Below are 14,081 nucleotides of genomic sequence, written 5' to 3' on the forward strand. Positions count from 1 at the left end.
TATGAGTGCGCCCGTCAGGTTAGACAGTGTCGAGGATGCCATTGCTGCGATTGCCCGCGGTGAGGCTGTGGTGGTTGTAGACGATGAGGACCGCGAGAACGAGGGCGACCTCATCTTCGCCGCCGAGCGTGCAACACCTGAGCTTGTGGCGTTTATGGTGCGGTATTCCTCCGGATACATCTGTGTGGCCATGGAGGATGAGCGTGCAAGTGAGCTCGATTTGCCGCCAATGGTTGCGCAGAACGAGGACGCGCGCCAGACTGCCTACGCAGTGACGGTGGATGCCGCCACTGGTACCACTGGCATTTCGGCCCGTTCCCGTGCGGAGACAATCACCCGTTTGGCCGATGCGTCCTTTGGCCCGCAGGACTTCACCCGCCCAGGGCATGTGGTGCCGCTGCGTGCTCGGAAGCACGGCGTGCTTGCACGTGACGGCCACACCGAAGCGGCCGTGGACCTCGCACGCTTGGCCGGGCTTTCGCCCGCGGGCGCGTTGTGCGAAATTGTCTCGGAGGATGAGCCGACCGAGATGGCCCGCGCGGACGAGCTGCGCCGCTTCGCTGATGCGCATGACCTGGTCATGATTTCGATTGAGCAGTTGATTGCTTTTCGACGCCGCACGCAACCCCTTATCACCCGCACCGCTGAAACGCGCCTGCCCACGGAGTTCGGCGAGTTCCGCGCCTACGGTTACCGCAGTGATGTGGACGGGGTTGAACACGTGGCGCTGGTTGTGGGCGACGTATCCGGAACTGCGGGCAGTTCCGGGGATGAACCGGTCTTGGTGCGTGTGCATTCGGAGTGCCTGACCGGTGACGTGTTTGCGTCCAAGCGTTGTGACTGTGGGCCGCAGCTGCACGAGTCCATGCGGCGCATCCAGGAAGCTGGTCGCGGCGTGGTGGTCTATGTTCGCGGCCACGAGGGGCGTGGCATTGGGCTTTCTGCCAAATTGAACGCCTACCGCCTGCAGGACCAAGGCCTTGACACGGTGGATGCGAACCTGGAACAGGGCCTGCCTGTGGACGCACGCGAGTACTCCGTTGCCGGCCACATCCTGGCGGACCTTGGCGTGACCTCGCTAACGGTGTTGTCGAACAACCCGGACAAGGTCGCTGCACTCAGTGGCTTCGGGCCTGAAGTATGCGGCAGGGCCAGCATTGAGGTCGTGCCCTCCCACGACAACATCGCGTATCTGCGCACGAAACGTGACCGCATGGGACACGATTTACAGGCCGTAGGCGAGTGGCTGGCCCAGCACCCAGGCGGCGCCAACTAGGCTGGGAGGCGTGTGCGTGTGTTCACGTGGCGTCGATAAGCAAGGCGAGAAGCAAGCTAAAGGCAATAAGGAGCAACAAGGATGGCTGCAACCGGAGCCCCCGAGGAGTACCAGTTACGCGCTGAGGGGTTGACCCTGGCCGTTGTGGCCACGCGCTGGAACGCGCGCGTGGTTGAGCAAATGACCGAGCGCGCGGTAGACACCGCACGCGAGCACGGCGTGAAAACAGACCTCTACTTTGTAGACGGTGCCCTGGAACTGCCAGTGGTAGTGCAGGCATGCGCCAAGCGTTACGACGCTGTCGTGGCCCTCGGATGCGTCATCCGCGGCGAAACCGCCCACTTCCAGTACGTGTGCGACTCCGTTACTGAAGGCCTGACCCGCATCGCACTGGATGAGGAAACGCCGATTGGCAACGGTGTGCTTACCGTCGAGGAAGAAGACCAAGCCTACGAGCGCGCTGGCGGCGAAGACGCCAAGGAAGACAAGGGCGCTGCAGCCGTGCAGGCGGCGCTCAGCGCAGCCGTTGAGCTGCGTAAGGTCCGCTCTTTGCCGTTGAAAGGATAGGATCAACCGCGTGAACACCCGGGGATTAGACGAAAAAGAACTGGCCTACCTCACAGCACTGGACCCAAATGCGGTCACCAGCACCAAGCCGTGGGAATTTGAGACGAAGTCCCCGTACTTAAAACGCGTGGCCGTGATCTGGATCCTTGTGGTGATGGCCGTGCATATTTTCATGGCGGCAGTTGTGGATGTGCAGTTCACCGGTGTGACACTGACCTGGCTGGACAAGTTCGCGTTCATCGGCGTGGGGTTGGTGATCTCGGTGTTGTCCTGGATTGCCTTGAGCCGACCGCGGGTTCGCGCCAATGAAGATGGCGTGCAGGTGATCAACATTGTGGGCACCCGCTTTTACCCGTGGGCACTGGTCTACGGCCTGAGCTTTCCTAAAGGCAAGCGCATGGCGCGCCTTGAGCTGCCGGATTTTGAATACGTTCCCCTGTGGGCGATGCAGGCTGGTGATAAGGAGCGTGCACTTGCTGCGGTGGATGGTTTCCGTGAGCTGGAAGCCAAATACATGCCAAAGGATTAACGGGTAGCGGTGGCAAACCCAAAGGATTACCGTCCGGCGCCGGGGACTATCCCTACGGAGCCGGGCGTCTACAAATTCCGCGATGCTTCGGGCCGCGTGATCTACGTGGGCAAGGCCAAAAGCCTGCGTGCGCGCCTGAACAATTACTTCCAGCCGCCGAACACGCTGCACCAGCGGACGCGCCAGATGGTGTTTACGGCGGCCAGTGTGGAGTGGACGGTGGTCGCCTCTGAGGTTGAGGCGCTGGCGTTGGAATACACGTGGATTAAGCGTTTTGATCCGTGGTTTAACGTCATGTACCGCGACGACAAGACGTACCCCATGCTTGCCGTCAGCGTGAAGGAACGCTACCCTCGCGCGTTTTTCTACCGGGGCCCCAAGCGTAAAGGGGTTCGCTATTTCGGCCCGTATTCCCATGCGTGGGCGGTGCGCGAAACGCTGGATCTGCTCACGCGCGTGTTTCCTATCCGCACGTGCTCGAACGGTGTGTTTAACCGCCACGGATCCCTTGGGCGGCCGTGTTTGCTTGGCTACATCGACAAGTGCGCAGCACCCTGCGTGGGACGCGTCAGCGAATCAGAGTACGACGACATTGTCGCAGGCTTTATGGGCTTTATGTCTGGGCGTACGGACGCGCTGGTTCGCGGCATCACCGAGCAGATGCACACAGCTGCAGAAAATCTTGAGTTTGAAAAAGCTGCCCGGCTTCGGGACGACCTCGGGGCTGTCAACAAAGTCATGGAACGCCAGACTGTGGTGTTATCCCAAGACACCGATGCGGACATCATCGCCTTTGCCACCGATGAGCTGGAGGCAGCAGTACAGATTTTCAACGTTCGCGACGGCCGTATTCGCTCCCAGCGCGGCTGGGTTGTAGAGAAGACCGGGGATGAGCCGGGCTCAATGGAGCGGCTTGAGGAAGGTACGGAAGATCCCGCGCTGCCGACGTTGATGCAGAACTTCCTCGTGCAGTACTACTCGGATGCCGTTGAACGTTCCCGGCAGGAGGCGGAGGAAGACCAGCGCATTGAGGAGCAAAAGGTTCGCCGCCGTGGCGTTGACCAGGAATCCCGCGCCGCGGTAAAAGCGCCGATCCCGGTACCGCGCGAGATCTTGGTTGAGGTGTTGCCGGAGGAGCCTTCCGATGTGGAAACGCTGCTGACACAGCTGCGTGGCGGCCCGGTTGAGGTGCGCGTTCCGCAGCGCGGCGACAAGCGCGCACTGATGGAAACGGTGCACAAAAACGCCGCTGAGGCGCTGCACCAGCACAAGCTCAAGCGCGTGGGCGATCTGACTGCGCGAAGCCAGGCGCTGCAAGACATCCAGGACGCACTGATGATGGATGAGGCCCCACTGCGCATTGAGTGCACGGATATTTCGCATATTCAGGGTACGGACGTGGTGGCGTCGCTCGTGGTGTTCGAGGATGGGCTGCCGAAGAAGAACGACTACCGCCGCTACCGCATCAAGGAAGCAGCTGGCGATGGCCGCTCAGATGACGTGGGCTCCATCGCCGAGGTCACCCGTCGCCGCTTCAAACGCTACAACGAGGACAAGCTGGCGAATCCGGATGAGGTGCAGGAAGCCCAGGAGTTTGCGGACGAGGCCGATGAAACCGCCGGCGGGACAAAGCGATTTGCGTACCCGCCGCAGCTGTTCATCGTGGACGGTGGCAAACCCCAGGTCAACGCCGCGCAGGCGGTGTTTGATGAGCTGGGGATTGTAGACGTCCAGCTGATTGGCCTAGCTAAGCGCCTCGAAGAGGTGTGGATTCCCGACGACGATGAGCCGCTGATTTTGCCGCGTAACTCCGAAGGCATGTATCTGCTCCAGCAGATTCGCGACGAAGCACACCGCTTTGCCATCACCTACCACCGCCAGCAGCGCTCCAAGCGGATGCGGGCATCGGTGCTGGACGACATCCCGGGCCTTGGTCCGACGCGTCGCACTGATCTGGTGAAGCACTTCGGCTCGGTGAAGAAGCTCAAGGAAGCCACGCAAGAGGAGATTCAACAGGTCAAGGGCGTAGGGCCAAAGCTTGCTGAGGTGATTTTCCAGCACTTGCAGAAGTAGGGGTTGCTTGGCTCCTGCAGCGGTTAGGATGGGGCACATGCGCGAAAATATCCGACCGGTGATCATCACGGGCCTCTCAGGTGGTGGCCTGTCCACTGCGGCAAAGGTGTTTGAAGACAAAGGATTCTTTGTCTCCCAGAACTTGCCGCCGCAGCTGATTCTGGAACTTGTGGATCTAGCCGCAGCCGAGGATTCTCCCGTTGAGCGTCTTGCGGTAGTCACTGATGTGCGTGCGGATGACTTCAACGGTTCGATGGTTGAGACCGTAGACGTGTTGAAGGAACGCGGTTACTCGCCGTTTGTTTTGTTTTTAGAGGCGCGCGATGACGTGCTGATTCGCCGCTTTGATTCGGTGCGCCGCACGCACCCGTTGCAGGGTGATGACACGTTGTCCACGGGCATCGAGCGCGAGCGCGAAATGCTTGAAGAGATGCGCAATCGGGCAGACGTGATCATTGATACCTCCAACCTGTCAGTGCACGATCTTCGCCGCGCTGTGGAGGCATCTGTGGGGGAGTTGCCGGCAGATCGCCAGCACGTCACCTTGGAGTCCTTCGGCTTTAAGCACGGCTCCCCGCGCGATGCGGACATTGTGGTGGACGTGCGTTTTCTGCCTAATCCGTACTGGATTGAGGAGCTGCGTGAGTACCGCGGTGTGGACAAGCCCGTGGCGGACTATGTGCTCTCGCAGCCGGGTGCCACGGAGTACGTAGATAACTTCGTTTCGCTACTCACCAGCACGCTTGCTGGCTACCGCCACGAGGGCAAGGACTTCATCACCGTAGGCGTGGGCTGCACCGGAGGTCACCACCGTTCCGTTGCGGTATCAGAAGCTATTGGGAAGCGCCTGCGGCAACAGGGCAATGTGGATGTCAGTGTGATCCATCGCGATCTGGAACGCCACTAGGCACGAGCACGCCAAACACAAACGGAGAAAGGCTGTTTTCGTGACCAATACGGACGCTCAATCACCAGTATTTACCTGTCTTGGGGGCGGCCACGGGCTCTACCAAACGTTGCGCGCTGCCCGTTGCGCAGGTGCCTCGTTCATCAACGCTGTAGTTACGGTGGCGGATGACGGAGGTTCATCCGGGCGCTTGCGCCGCGAGATGAGTATCGTGCCGCCGGGGGACCTCCGGATGGCGCTTGCCGCGCTGACAGAAGATTCAGATGGTGGCGCACTGTGGCGTGAGGCGCTGCAGCACCGCTTCGGAGGGCATGGCGCGATGGCGGGCCACGCTGTGGGCAACCTCATCTTGGCTGGTCTTGCTGAAAAATTTGGCAGTATGCAGCAGGCGCTCGACGTGGTGGCGGAGTGGACAGGCTCCGTTGGCCGGGTGATTCCGGTGTGTCCGATTCCACTGGAGATTGAAGCAGACGTTGCCGGGCTTGATGATGATCCGCGGGTGCTTCGCTCTGTACGCGGCCAGGTGGCTGTTGCCACAACGCCAGGAGCTGTACGGCGAGTGCGCGTCCTCCCAGACCACCCCGCTGCTTCACCTGAGGCGGTGCAGGCGATTAAGGACGCTGACGTGGTCACCATCGGCCCCGGCTCGTGGTTCTCTTCCGTCATCCCGCATTTGTTGGTGCCGGAAATTGTTGAGGCGCTCAACACCACAGAGGCGACGGTGGCAGTTGTCTTGAACCTTTCGCCGGAAGCGGGGGAGACCCACGGGTTTTCGGCTGAGCGCCACCTGCATGTGTTTGCGCAGCACGCGCCGAATTTGCATGTGGATTATTTCCTCGCGGATTCGTCGATAAGCATGAGCGAGGGCGAGCGGGAGTACCTGCGGCGCGCCGCAGCCAAGGTGGATGCTGAAGTGCGCTTCTGCGATATGCGTGAGCTTGATAGCAACGGGGCGCTGTCCCATCGGCACGATCCACAGAAGCTGGCTACCGCCCTGCTGAAGCTCACGGAAGCACGCTAGACTTAGTGTCTGTTTTTTGGCTTGGGAAGGATATAAACAGGTGGCGCTGACCGCAAAGGTGAAAGACGAGTTGCTGGGAGTACACCGGACAACGGCTGAAGCTCGGGCAGCAGAGGCAACGGCAATGATCCGTTTCGCCGGCGAGTTTTCATCCACCCCGCGGGGTATTGCGATCACCTGTGACTTTGGGGAGCGTGCGGTAGCACAGCGTCTTGTGCTCTTCCTCGAGGAACTGTGCAACGCGGAGTGCGAGATCGCCACCATTGAGCCGGGCACCGTTAGCCGCGAGACCCGGTACCAGGTCACCGTAACCGAAGGAGCCCACGACGTGATTCGCCGCCTCAAGCTGGTTACGCCCTCGGGCCACGCTGTTGTCGGTATGCCCCGGCAGGTGATCTCCGGGCCGATTACGTGTGTGGAAGCTGCGTGGCGCGGGGCGTTTCTCGCACGCGGGTCCCTCAGTGAACCGGGCCGCACTGGTGCTCTGGATGTTGCGTGTCCGGGCCAGGAGGCCGCGCTTGCCCTTGTGGGCCTGGCGCGTCGGTTGAGCGTGGCGGCGAAAACCCGTGAGACCAGGGGAGTAGAGCGCGTCTATATTCGCGACGGTGAAACTATTGGCATCTTGCTGAGCCGCATGGGGGCCCCGCGCACGCGCATCGAATGGGATGAAAAGCGCGAAGCAAAACAAGCAAGTGCCCACGAGGGCCAGCGTCTTGCCACCTTCGATGACGCGAACACGCGCCGCTCTGCACAGGCAGCTGCTACTGCCGCGCTGCGCGTTGAGCGTGCGCTCGAGATTCTGGGAGACGATGTGCCGGAGCACCTGGCGGAAGCAGGCTTCCTGCGCGTCGAGCACCGTGTCGCCTCCTTGGAAGAGCTTGGCCGTTTGGCTGATCCGCAGATGACCAAGGATGCTGTCGCCGGCAGGATCCGTCGCTTGTTGTCGCTGGCAGATAAGCGTGCTGAAGAATTGTGTATCCCTGACACGCAGGCCGCAGTGGTGGCGGCAAAGGCTGCAAAGGATGCCACTGAACCACCCTCCAAATAGGTGGTACTAATCTGCGTCTTCTTCTGCAACACATGGGCTAGCTGGCTACACTGGTTTGCGGTAATACATCTCAACATTGAGGAGTGAGAATACGCATGACCACCCGTATCGGAATTAATGGTTTTGGCCGCATTGGCCGCTCCGCTTTCCGCATCATCTTGGAGGAGTACCAGGGTGAGTTGGAAGTTGTAAAGATCAATGACCTGACCGATAACAAGACGCTTGCTCACCTGCTGAAGTACGACACCGCGTATGGGCAGCTCGGCCACGACGTCACTCATGATGATGAATCCATCACCGTAGATGGCCGCCGCATCGAGGTCACTGCTGAGAAGGACCCGGCAAACCTTGGTTGGGGCGACGCAAACGTGGACATTGTGCTTGACTGCACTGGCCGTTTCACCGATGGCAATGATGCGAAGGCTCACCTGGATGCTGGTGCCAAGAAGGTCATCATCTCCGCTCCGGGCAAGAACGTTGATGGCACCTACGTATGGGGTGTGAACCACCAAGACTACACCGGTGAGCAGAACATCATCTCCGCTGCGTCCTGCACCACCAACTCGCTCGCGCCGGTGGCAAAGGTTCTCGATGAGGCCTTTGGCATCAAGTCTGGTCTGATGACCACCATCCACGCATACACCGGTGACCAGCGTATTCAGGACGCGCCTCACAAGGACCTTCGCCGTGCTCGCGCAGCTGCGCAGAACATTGTGCCGACCACCACTGGTGCTGCTCGCGCCGTGGCACTCGTGCTGCCGAGCCTGGAAGGCAAGCTGGATGGCTTCGCTATGCGCGTGCCCACCATCACCGGTTCCGCAACTGACCTGACGGTTGAGCTGAACAAGGACGTCACCGTTGAAGAGGTCAACGCTGCGGTGAAGGAAGCTGTCAAGGATGAGACCTTTGGCAAGGCTCTGGAGTACACCGAGGACCCGATCGTGTCCTCTGACATCATCGGCAACTCCCACGGTGCAATCTTTGACGCTGGTATGACCCGTGTGATCGACGGCAACTTGGTCAAGATCATCTCTTGGTACGACAACGAGTGGTCCTACACCGCTCAGTACGTGCGTATGACCAAGCTGGTCGCTGACAACCTCTAACACCACGTTGTTTTGGGCCCGGTGAAGTGCAACTGCGCACTTTGCGGGCCCTTTCTTTCAAGGAGAAACCTTTATGGCTACGAAGACACTGCAGCAGCTTATCGACGAAGGCGTGGACGGCCGCCACGTCCTCGTCCGCTCCGACTTCAACGTTCCGTTGGACGATAACGGCAACATCACCGACCCAGGCCGCATTGACGCATCACTGCCAACGCTGAAGGCGCTGCTCGATGGCGGCGCCAAGGTGATTGTCATGGCGCACCTGGGCCGCCCGAAGGGCGAGGTCAACCCGAAGTTCTCGCTGGCCCCAGTGGCTGAGGCCCTGTCTGAGCGCCTGGGCCAGTTCGTCGCCCTGGCGGGCGACGTCAGCGGTGAGGACGCACACGAGCGCGCCAACGGCTTGACCGAAGGCGAGATCATGTTGGTAGAAAACGTACGATTTGATCCGCGTGAGACCTCCAAGGATGAGGCTGAGCGCGCGCAGTTCGCTGAGGAGCTTGCTGCATTGGCTGCTGATGACGGTGCGTTTGTCTCCGACGGCTTCGGCGTGGTCCACCGTGCACAGACCTCTGTGTACGACGTGGCGAAGAAGCTTCCGGCGTACGCAGGCTTCCTGGTGGAGAAGGAAGTGGAGACGCTGTCCAAGGTTAAGGACGTGCCTGAGCACCCGTACGTGGTGGTGCTCGGCGGTTCCAAGGTCTCCGACAAGCTCGGCGTGATCGAGGCGCTGGCTGAGAAGGCCGACAAGGTCATCATCGGTGGCGGCATGTGCTACACCTTCCTCGCCGCCCAGGGCCACAACGTGCAGAAGTCGCTGCTGCAGGAAGACATGATTGACACCTGCAAGGAGCTCATGGCGAAGTACGGCGAGAAGCTGCTGCTGCCTGTGGATGTTGCTGCTGCGCCGGAGTTTGCCAAGGACGCGGAGAAGAAGATCGTCGGCCTGGACGAGATCCCGGAGGGCTGGATGGGCCTTGACATTGGCCCGGAGACGGCCAAGAACTACGCAGACGCCATCAAGGACTCCAAGACGGTGTTTTGGAACGGCCCAATGGGCGTCTTCGAGTTCCCGAACTTTGCGGACGGCACGAAGGCCGTCGCAGACGCCATGATCGCGGCAACCAAGGACAATGGTTCCTTCACGGTTGTCGGTGGTGGTGACTCCGCGGCGTCCGTACGCCTGCTGGGCCTGGATGAGGACGGCTTCAGCCACATCTCCACCGGCGGTGGCGCATCGCTGGAGCTCATTGAGGGCAAGGAACTGCCCGGCGTATCCGTTCTTTCGAAGTAAGGAGAGTTGAAGTTATGGCACGCACCCCGCTGATTGCTGGTAACTGGAAGATGAACCATGACCACTTGGAGGCGATCCAGAGCGCGCAGAAGCTTGCTTTTGCGTTTCCTAAGGACGGCTACGAGTACGTCGATGTTGCCCTGATGGTGCCGTTTACGGATCTGCGTTCTGTGCAGACCCTGGTGGAAGGCGACAAGCTGTCCATCACCTACGGTGCACAGGACGTCTCCCAGCACGACAACGGCGCATACACGGGCGAGATCTCTGCAAGCATGCTGGAGAAGCTCGGCTGCACGTGGGTGGTAGTTGGTCACTCGGAGCGTCGTGAGTACCACAACGAGTCCAACGAGCTGGTTGCGGCGAAAGCTGCGAAGGCGATTGCCCACGGCATGACGCCGATTGTGTGCGTTGGTGAGCCGCTTGAGATCCGTGAGGCCGGCGAGCACGTTTCCTACGTAGTAGAGCAGACCCGCGAATCCCTCAAGGGCTTGGACCTGTCCAAGGTTGTGATTGCCTACGAGCCGGTGTGGGCGATTGGCACCGGTAAGGTGGCTTCTGCTGCAGACGCACAGGAAGTGTGCCACGCCATCCGTGAGCTGGTTCGTGAGCTTTCGGACGACGCCACCGCCGACGCCATCCGCATCCTCTACGGCGGTTCCGTCAAGGCGGACACCGTGGCAGAGATCATCGGTGAGGCAGATGTTGACGGCGGTCTCGTCGGCGGCGCTTCGCTGGACGGTCAGGATTTCGCACGCCTGGCAGCTGCTGCAGCACAGGCCGTGTCCGGTTCCTAGGTATCGCCGCTAGTGGTGTAGGATCTGCAGAGGTTACAAGGTTGTCTACCCGAGGAGGGTTTTGCGCATGACGCTCACGCTGGAGATTGTGCTGGTCGTCTCGTCCATTTTGATGACGGTCTTCGTGCTCCTGCACAAGGGCAAGGGCGGCGGCCTGTCCAGCCTGTTCGGTGGCGGCGTGCAGGCTAACCTCTCTGGCTCCACCACGGTGGAGAAGAACCTGGATCGCGTCACCGTGATCCTGGCGCTCATCTGGATCGCGTGCATCATTGGTTTGAACCTGATTCACGCATTTGCCACGCCGGCGCTGACCTAGGCCGACACCGCTAACGCACAAAGAACTCCCCGCACACCTTTCGTTGGTGGCGGGGAGTTTTGTTATAGCTGACTTGCGGCGTCCTCGGTGACGTAGAGAACGGTTTCCTTCACGCCACGCGCGCCGGCACAGGGCCAGTCAAGCGGGTCCGCATTTGCGACGAGCGCAGCTGTGGCTTCCGCCTTCTCCGCGCCGGAGACCAAAAACCACACGCGATCCGCGCTGCGTACAGCAGGCAACGTCAACGATGCACGCTCCGCGGGCGGCTTCGGTGAATCGGTGACAGCAACGACAGTTGCGCTCTCTTCGCGGACTGCATCAGTGTGGGGGAATAGGGAATTGATGTGTCCTTCGCCGCCCATGCCCAAAAGATGAAGGTCGAAACCGTCCGGCGCAAACGTTGCAATCGTGCGCGAGTATGCCTCAACGGCATCAGACATGTTCCCGCCGTCCAGGCGGTAGCCGTGGATGTTGGCCTCCGGGATGTCAACGTGCGACAAAAGCGCCTCGCGGGCCTGTCCCTCGTTAGAATCCGAGTGCGTACCAGGTACGTTGCGCTCATCACCGAAGAAGACGTGCACGCGTGACCAGTCGATTGCAGCGCCAGCCGCGGCAAGCTCAGCCACACGCTTCAACAGGGCAATGCCAGCTGTGCCGCCGGTGAGCACGATACGAGCTTCGCCGCCATCTGTTTGCAGGGTTTGGATGAGTGAGGTGAGGTGGGACGACGTGGCGTCGATAAGCAAAGAAAGCTCTGGGAACCTATGAATCTGCATGGATTTTCACTCCTTGTAACGCGCGGCCATACGTTGCGTCCGGGCCCAGGTGGCGAAGCTCCTCGGCGAGGCATTCGGCGTCCGTACGCGCTGACAGGGCCGCAAACATCGTGGGGTGGTTGGGGACGGAAACTGCGACCGTGTTGCCGTCGATGGTTTCCACAGTGATGTCGCCATCGCTAGCGTGCAAGGTTAACTTCGCAATGGGCACCGCATCCGCATTCGTAGACGCAGAGGAACGCGACACCGGTACGTTGAGCGCCGAAGCCAGCCAGCCGGCGGCGATATCCACACTGGGGTCATCGGCAAGTCCGGAGATCTCAACAGCAGCAACCTTCGACTCCAGGCAACGATCCAACGCGGAAGCCACCACTGCGCGCCATGCAGTGATGCGCGACCACATCATGTCACTATCACCCGGCGTATATCCATCAGCTGCAGCTGCAGCTGAGCTGTACGTGGTGATGCGCCGCTGCGCCAACGTACCGATCTGATCCTTGGCAGGGCACGTTGGCGAAAACGTTGGCCACCAGGCAACAATCGGGGTGTCGGGCAGCAGGAGCGGGGTCACCACGGCGTCAAGATGCTCAGTGAGTTCGCCGTTGAGCTCCATCACGATAATCTCGGAGGCGCCAGCATCAGCACCAATAAGAAGCAGCGCGTCGATGGAGGTCTCCGCCTTCGGGTTGCCAAGCAGACACACCAGCACGCGCGCGGGGTTTTTGCGTGTGGCGTTGCGGACGGTCTCCAAGATAACGTCGACGTTGTCGTTCCCATTGGCGGCAACCAGCAATGTCAGCACGCGACCGTTCGCCACTGAGGCCTTTTCACGAGCCTCAGCCAACGTGGTGGCAATCTGGCTTGTGGTCGTGTCCGGGAGGGTCAAAATCATTTAGGGTCGCCTCCATTCACGGCCATCTTGTTCTAGCATGCGGTGCGCGGACTGTGGCCCCCACGTGCCCGCCGCGTACTCGTCCGGCCGCCCAGCCTCGGCCCAGTACTCCAACACCGGGTCCAGGATTTCCCAGCTGCGCTCAACCTCGTCATTGGTGGGGAAGAGGCTGGACTCGTCCAACAGTGCGTCCAAAATCAGGCGCTCGTAGGCCTCGGGGGATTGCTCGGTGAAGGCCTCGTCGTAGGAGAAATCCATGTTGACGTCGCGGACTTCGAACGAGGAGCCCGGCACCTTCGACCCGAAGCGCATGAGCACGCCCTCATCTGGTTGGACGCGGATGATCACGGCGTTGTTGGTCAGCAGGTTCGTTTGGCCCTCAGTAAACGGCTGGTACGGCGGTCGCTTAAACACCAGCGCAATTTCAGTCACGCGCCGTCCTAGGCGTTTGCCGGTACGCAGGTAAAACGGCACGCCCGCCCAGCGCCGGGAGTTGATTTGCAGCGTGCACGCCGCGAACGTTTCCGTGGTGGATTCAGGGTCAAACCCTTCCTCCTCTCGCAGGCCCACTGCGTATTCCGAGCCCTGCCACCCAGCCGTGTACTGGCCGCGAGCGGTTGTCCGGTCGAACGGTTCTACGGCAGTTGTTGCGCGTAGCACCTTGAGCTTTTCTGCTTTAAGACGCCTCGGTGAAAACGACGTCGGCTCCTCCATAGCCACCAACGCCAACAGTTGGATCAGGTGGTTTTGGATTACGTCGCGGGCGGCACCAATACCGTCGTAGTAGCCGGCGCGGCCGCCAAGGCCGATGTCTTCAGCCATAGTGATCTGGACGTGGTCGATGTAGTGAGAGTTCCACACCGGCTCAAACATCTCGTTGGAAAAGCGCAACGCCAAAATGTTCTGGACGGTCTCTTTGCCCAGGTAGTGGTCAATGCGGAAGACCGAGTTCTCCGGGAAAACGGAGTTGACCACAGCGTTCAGCTCTACCGCAGAGGCTTTATCGTGGCCAAACGGCTTCTCAATAATCACGCGACGCCAACGGTTACCGCCCTGCGCGGTGTGCTGGTCAGCCATACCGCTGCGGTCCAACTGGTGGATGACGTTAGCGAAGTGCTCTGGTGGCACAGAGAGATAAAACGCCCAGTTTCCGCCGGTGCCACGCACCTCATCCATCTGCTCAAGCAACGCTGCGAGGTTATCAAACGCTGCGTCATCATCAAACGCGCCGCTGACAAACTGCAAGCCCTCAGCAAGCCGTGACCAGACGTTCTCGTTGAACTCAGTTCGTGCGGATGCCGTTACAGCATCACGCACATAGTCCTCGAAATCCTGCTTTGACCATTGCCTGCGGCCAAAGCCAACGAGCGTAAAGCCAGCGGGCAGGAGCCCACGGCTAGCTAAGTCGTAGATTGCGGGCAGTAGCTTCTTGCGAGCCAAGTCACCGGTTACACCGAAAATGACCATGCCGGACGGTCCAGCGAT

At 60.5% G+C, this 14,081-nt stretch carries 14 protein-coding genes; 11 read left to right on the forward strand and 3 right to left on the reverse strand.

All coding sequences use genetic code 11. The features are described 5' to 3' along the window. Position 1 precedes the first annotated feature (1 nt). The 11 genes from AK829_RS03105 to secG all read left to right on the forward strand — a co-directional run bounded on the left by AK829_RS03105 (position 2) and on the right by secG (position 10,928). The gene (locus tag AK829_RS03105) at positions 2-1,276 is read left to right on the forward strand and encodes a bifunctional 3,4-dihydroxy-2-butanone-4-phosphate synthase/GTP cyclohydrolase II (RefSeq protein WP_052204162.1); all 1,275 of its coding nucleotides are present in this window, start codon (positions 2-4) and stop codon (positions 1,274-1,276) included. An 81-nt stretch (positions 1,277-1,357) separates the two neighbouring features. Beyond that, the gene (gene ribH / locus AK829_RS03110; protein ID WP_052204164.1) at positions 1,358-1,843 is read left to right on the forward strand and encodes a 6,7-dimethyl-8-ribityllumazine synthase; all 486 of its coding nucleotides are present in this window, start codon (positions 1,358-1,360) and stop codon (positions 1,841-1,843) included. A 10-nt stretch (positions 1,844-1,853) separates the two neighbouring features. Next, the gene (locus AK829_RS03115; protein WP_408606272.1) at positions 1,854-2,372 is read left to right on the forward strand and encodes a PH domain-containing protein; all 519 of its coding nucleotides are present in this window, start codon (positions 1,854-1,856) and stop codon (positions 2,370-2,372) included. Positions 2,373-2,381: 9 nt separating this feature from the next. Further along, positions 2,382-4,445: an excinuclease ABC subunit UvrC gene (uvrC, locus tag AK829_RS03120; RefSeq protein ID WP_052204167.1), complete on the forward strand. Its 2,064-nt coding sequence runs from the start codon at positions 2,382-2,384 to the stop codon at positions 4,443-4,445. Positions 4,446-4,473: 28 nt separating this feature from the next. Beyond that, positions 4,474-5,352, forward strand: coding sequence for an RNase adapter RapZ (gene rapZ, locus AK829_RS03125; protein ID WP_052204171.1), 879 nt, complete (start codon positions 4,474-4,476; stop codon positions 5,350-5,352). 40 nt (positions 5,353-5,392) lie between these two features. Continuing rightward, positions 5,393-6,373: a gluconeogenesis factor YvcK family protein gene (locus AK829_RS03130; protein WP_052204175.1), complete on the forward strand. Its 981-nt coding sequence runs from the start codon at positions 5,393-5,395 to the stop codon at positions 6,371-6,373. A 40-nt stretch (positions 6,374-6,413) separates the two neighbouring features. After that, positions 6,414-7,421 carry a DNA-binding protein WhiA gene (whiA, locus tag AK829_RS03135; RefSeq protein WP_052204179.1) on the forward strand — a complete coding sequence of 336 codons (1,008 nt, stop codon included), beginning with the start codon at positions 6,414-6,416 and terminating at the stop codon, positions 7,419-7,421. Positions 7,422-7,516: 95 nt separating this feature from the next. Then, on the forward strand, positions 7,517-8,527 hold the full coding sequence (gap, locus tag AK829_RS03140; protein WP_052204181.1) for a type I glyceraldehyde-3-phosphate dehydrogenase: 1,011 nt from the start codon (positions 7,517-7,519) through the stop codon (positions 8,525-8,527). Positions 8,528-8,600: 73 nt separating this feature from the next. Continuing rightward, a complete protein-coding gene (locus AK829_RS03145) occupies positions 8,601-9,818 on the forward strand; it encodes a phosphoglycerate kinase (RefSeq protein WP_052204183.1) in 1,218 nt (405 codons plus the stop codon). A 14-nt stretch (positions 9,819-9,832) separates the two neighbouring features. Further along, a complete protein-coding gene (gene tpiA / locus AK829_RS03150) occupies positions 9,833-10,612 on the forward strand; it encodes a triose-phosphate isomerase (protein WP_052204184.1) in 780 nt (259 codons plus the stop codon). Between the two features lie 67 nt (positions 10,613-10,679). Next, positions 10,680-10,928: a preprotein translocase subunit SecG gene (gene secG / locus AK829_RS03155; RefSeq protein WP_052204186.1), complete on the forward strand. Its 249-nt coding sequence runs from the start codon at positions 10,680-10,682 to the stop codon at positions 10,926-10,928. Positions 10,929-10,990: 62 nt separating this feature from the next. Here the strand turns inward: secG and pgl are convergent, their stop codons facing one another. Genes pgl through zwf form a run of 3 tightly spaced genes read right to left on the reverse strand, consistent with a single transcriptional unit; the run spans position 10,991 to position 14,063 of the window. After that, the gene (gene pgl / locus AK829_RS03160; protein ID WP_052204187.1) at positions 10,991-11,704 is read right to left on the reverse strand and encodes a 6-phosphogluconolactonase; all 714 of its coding nucleotides are present in this window, start codon (positions 11,702-11,704) and stop codon (positions 10,991-10,993) included. Beyond that, positions 11,691-12,596, reverse strand: a complete 906-nt coding sequence (locus AK829_RS03165) for a glucose-6-phosphate dehydrogenase assembly protein OpcA (RefSeq protein WP_052204189.1) — start codon at positions 12,594-12,596, stop codon at positions 11,691-11,693. The genes pgl and AK829_RS03165 overlap by 14 nt, the downstream gene beginning before the upstream one ends. Further along, on the reverse strand, positions 12,597-14,063 hold the full coding sequence (gene zwf / locus AK829_RS03170; RefSeq protein WP_332307946.1) for a glucose-6-phosphate dehydrogenase: 1,467 nt from the start codon (positions 14,061-14,063) through the stop codon (positions 12,597-12,599). Positions 14,064-14,081: the final 18 nt, after the last annotated feature.

The sequence above is a fragment of the Corynebacterium riegelii genome, assembly GCF_001263755.1.
Lineage (GTDB): Bacteria > Actinomycetota > Actinomycetes > Mycobacteriales > Mycobacteriaceae > Corynebacterium > Corynebacterium riegelii.

Coding starts and splice junctions, on each gene's coding strand:
- AK829_RS03105 (WP_052204162.1), top strand. CDS start 2: ATGAGTGCGCCCGTCAGGTTAGACAGTGTCGAGGATGCCATTGCTGCG.
- ribH (WP_052204164.1), top strand. CDS start 1,358: ATGGCTGCAACCGGAGCCCCCGAGGAGTACCAGTTACGCGCTGAGGGG.
- rapZ (WP_052204171.1), top strand. CDS start 4,474: ATGGGGCACATGCGCGAAAATATCCGACCGGTGATCATCACGGGCCTC.
- gap (WP_052204181.1), top strand. CDS start 7,517: ATGACCACCCGTATCGGAATTAATGGTTTTGGCCGCATTGGCCGCTCC.
- AK829_RS03145 (WP_052204183.1), top strand. CDS start 8,601: ATGGCTACGAAGACACTGCAGCAGCTTATCGACGAAGGCGTGGACGGC.
- tpiA (WP_052204184.1), top strand. CDS start 9,833: ATGGCACGCACCCCGCTGATTGCTGGTAACTGGAAGATGAACCATGAC.
- secG (WP_052204186.1), top strand. CDS start 10,680: ATGACGCTCACGCTGGAGATTGTGCTGGTCGTCTCGTCCATTTTGATG.
- pgl (WP_052204187.1), bottom strand. CDS start 11,704: ATGCAGATTCATAGGTTCCCAGAGCTTTCTTTGCTTATCGACGCCACG.
- AK829_RS03165 (WP_052204189.1), bottom strand. CDS start 12,596: ATGATTTTGACCCTCCCGGACACGACCACAAGCCAGATTGCCACCACG.
- zwf (WP_332307946.1), bottom strand. CDS start 14,063: ATGGTCATTTTCGGTGTAACCGGTGACTTGGCTCGCAAGAAGCTACTG.